Consider the following 2,940-nt stretch of genomic DNA (forward strand, 5'->3'; position numbering starts at 1 on the left):
GCGGCGGTGCCGGGGAGGGGCTAATATAGGGGAGTTGCCTGCTTGCAGGGAACGGGATGTGGCGCAGCTTGGTAGCGCACTTGACTGGGGGTCAAGGGGTCGCAGGTTCAAATCCTGTCATCCCGACGGATAGGGTCGGAAGCTCGAGAGAGCGTCCGGCCCTTCGTCGTTCTCGTCCGTGCCGACCCGCACGCCCGCGGAAACAACTGCCCTCGGGGGATCCTCGGTCGGCGCGGCGTGGCTCGCGTTCTTCGCCATGGCCCTGTGATGGCTGTAGGCGGTGGCACCCCTCGCCCTCGTCGAAATCGTGAGCGTCGTCGCCGGTTGGCGCGATCGAGGGGGTATGAAGGGCACAGCCCGGCGCTTCACGACGACCGCGCAGGGTCGATCTGACGCCGAAGACTCAGCTCACCGGGGCCGCGGCATCCGTCCGCTTCTGCAGGTACTCGCACAGCTGCCCGGTGGTGAGCAGTTCTTCGCCGAGTGCGATGAGGTGACCGCCCGGCAGGGGGAACTCGCCCGAGCGCTCGGTGAGCGCGGCGGTCCAGCGGCGTTCGCAGTCGACGTTGAGGTAGATCGACGCGGGGCCGTGGGTCAGGTGCACGGCGACGATGCCGGAGTCCACGTGCTCGACGTCGTCCTGCGGCAGCACGTGGACGGTGGCGTGGGCGACGCGCGAGGTCTTCTCGTACTCGGCCACCCAGTCGGTGATCTCGGCGAGCGTCGGGCGAGAGCTGCACGTCATTCGCCCAGGCTATACGGGCTGCGCCACGACGTCGCCGCGACGGGAGAAGTCCTACGGTGTCGGCGCGTATTCAGGACACAGGTGGATGCCGGAGAGCACCACGACCACGCTCGCCTCCTGCTGCGTGACCCCGCCGCCCTGCATCGAGTCGAACACCTGTTTCGGGGTCAGGCCGTCGTCGAACCCCGCGCAGACGGCGTGCCCCAGATCGACCCAGACCTGCGTCGCCGACAGGTCGGTCTGGGGCAGTTGCTGACGGAGCGCCCGCACGTACGCGACCTCTTGCTCGTAGACCTGCTGTGCCCGCGCGTCGACGGTGGGTGTGGGTGACGCCTTCGGCGCCTTGCCGACGGGAATCGCGCCGCAGCCGCTCAATCCGGCGGCCAGCGCGAGCGCGACGGCCACGGCGCCGATCTTCTTCATGCGGCGAGCGTACGCCGCAGAAACTCGCGCGGCGAGGGGGGTGCGCCCCGTCCTCCGGAACGGGCGAGAGGGGTTCCGTCACAGGGCGGCGGCGAGCGCCCGGCCCACGGTCCGTCCGGTGAACAGGCACAGCCCCAGGAACGTCCCCTCGAGCGCGTTGTACCCGTGCGCGCCTCCGCCGCCGAACCCCGCGGCCTCTCCGGCGGCGTACAGGCCGGGGATCGGCGTCCCGGACCCATCGAGGGCGCGACCGTCGAGGTCGGTCTGGATGCCACCGAGCGTCTTGCGCGTGACGACCCACAGGCGCACGGCGATCAGCGGACCGTGCCGGGGGTCGAGCAGGGCGTGCGCGCGCACCGTCCGGAAGAGGCGATCGCCGCGGAAGCGACGGCTGTTCTGGATGCCGATGGTCTGCGCATCCTTCGAGTAGGGGTTCACCACCTCGCGGTCGCGCGCGACGATCTGCGCGCGGATCGCCTCTTCGTCGAGCAGGTCGTCGCCGGTGAGGTCGTTCATGCCGCGCACGAGCTCGCCGAGGGTGTCCGCGACGACGAAGTCGGCCCCGTGGCTCTTGAAATCCTCGACCGGACCCGGCGCGGCTCGACCCAGTCGGGTCCGCAGCAGCAGGCCCAGGTCGCGATTCGTGATGTCGGGGTTTTGCTCCGACCCCGACAGGGCGAACTCCTTCTTCACGATGGTCTGGTCGAGCACGAACCACGAGTAGTCGTAGTCGGTGATGTCGGGCGTCGTGCGCAGGATCTTCAACGTCCCCAGAGTGTCGTGGCCGGGCAGCCCCGGTGCGGGGAGGCGTCGGCCGCGCGCATCGAGCCACATCGACGAGGGACCGGGGAGGATCCGGATGCCGTGCCCCGGCCAGATGGGGTTCCCGTTCTGCAGCCCCTCGGTGTAGTGCCACATGCGGTCGCGATTGACCAGGCGCACGCCCTGGTCGGCGGCGATGTCGAGCATGCGCCCGTCCACGTGCGCCGGAACGCCCGTGACCATCTTCCGCGGGGGAGTGCCGAGTCGGTCCGGCCACCACCGTCGCACGCGCTCGTGGTCGCCGCCGATGCCCCCGGACGAGATGACGACCGCCTGCGCCGAGAGGGTGAAGGCGCCGACCTCCTCGCGCGAGGACGACACGCCGCGGGCGGCGTCGTCGGGCGCCAGGATCGTGCCGCGTACGCCGGTCACCGTGCCGCCCTCGACGACGAGTCCGTCGACGCGGTGACGGAAGAGCAGGCGGACGGTGCCGGCATCCGCTGCTTCTCGGGCACGGTCGGCGAAAGGCTCCGAGATGCCCGTGCCGGTGCCCCACGGCACGTGGAAGCGGGGGACGGAGTTGCCGTGTCCGCCCGCGGTGAAGGAGCCGCGCTCGGCCCACCCGACGACGGGGGTGAAGCGCACGCCGTGCGCGCGCAGCCAGGGGAGCTTGTCCGCCGCGGCGAACTCGACGTATGCGCGCCCCCACCTCGCGGCCCACTCGTCCTCGGGATGCGCGCCGTCGAGGCGGTCCCAGCCGGCCGAGCCCTGCCAGTCCTGCCACGCGAGGTCGAGGGAGTCCTTCACGCCGAGGCGACGCTGCATGGGGGAGTCGACGAGGAAGATGCCCCCGAACGACCAGAACGCCTGGCCGCCCAGGTTGGCCGCGTTCTCCTGCTCGACGATGACGACGCGCTTGCCCGCGCGCACCAGTTCGTTGCTCGCGACCAGGCCCGCGAGCCCGGCTCCGATGATGATGACGTCGGCGTCCATGTTCCCCCTCGGCGTCG

Annotated in this window: 3 protein-coding genes and 1 tRNA gene; 1 reads left to right on the forward strand and 3 read right to left on the reverse strand. The window is 70.9% G+C overall.

Going from position 1 to position 2,940, the window contains the following annotated elements:
• Nucleotides 1-52: 52 nt before the first annotated feature.
• A tRNA-Pro gene (locus tag QZ433_RS06305) sits at nucleotides 53-126 on the forward strand.
• A gap of 277 nt (nucleotides 127-403) precedes the next feature.
• On the opposite strand, the gene QZ433_RS06310 is transcribed toward QZ433_RS06305, so the two are convergent.
• From QZ433_RS06310 to QZ433_RS06320, 3 genes are all read right to left on the reverse strand, one after another.
• Complete coding sequence (locus QZ433_RS06310) at nucleotides 404-745, reverse strand: hypothetical protein (RefSeq protein ID WP_295780825.1); 342 nt, start codon at nucleotides 743-745, stop codon at nucleotides 404-406.
• Nucleotides 746-796: 51 nt separating this feature from the next.
• On the reverse strand, nucleotides 797-1,168 hold the full coding sequence (locus QZ433_RS06315; protein WP_295780827.1) for a DUF732 domain-containing protein: 372 nt from the start codon (nucleotides 1,166-1,168) through the stop codon (nucleotides 797-799).
• 78 nt (nucleotides 1,169-1,246) lie between these two features.
• On the reverse strand, nucleotides 1,247-2,923 hold the full coding sequence (locus QZ433_RS06320; protein WP_295780829.1) for an FAD-binding dehydrogenase: 1,677 nt from the start codon (nucleotides 2,921-2,923) through the stop codon (nucleotides 1,247-1,249).
• Nucleotides 2,924-2,940: the final 17 nt, after the last annotated feature.

This window comes from uncultured Microbacterium sp., from assembly GCF_913776565.1.
Taxonomy (GTDB): Bacteria; Actinomycetota; Actinomycetes; order Actinomycetales; family Microbacteriaceae; genus Microbacterium.

Coding starts and splice junctions, on each gene's coding strand:
- QZ433_RS06310 (WP_295780825.1), bottom strand. CDS start 745: ATGACGTGCAGCTCTCGCCCGACGCTCGCCGAGATCACCGACTGGGTG.
- QZ433_RS06315 (WP_295780827.1), bottom strand. CDS start 1,168: ATGAAGAAGATCGGCGCCGTGGCCGTCGCGCTCGCGCTGGCCGCCGGA.
- QZ433_RS06320 (WP_295780829.1), bottom strand. CDS start 2,923: ATGGACGCCGACGTCATCATCATCGGAGCCGGGCTCGCGGGCCTGGTC.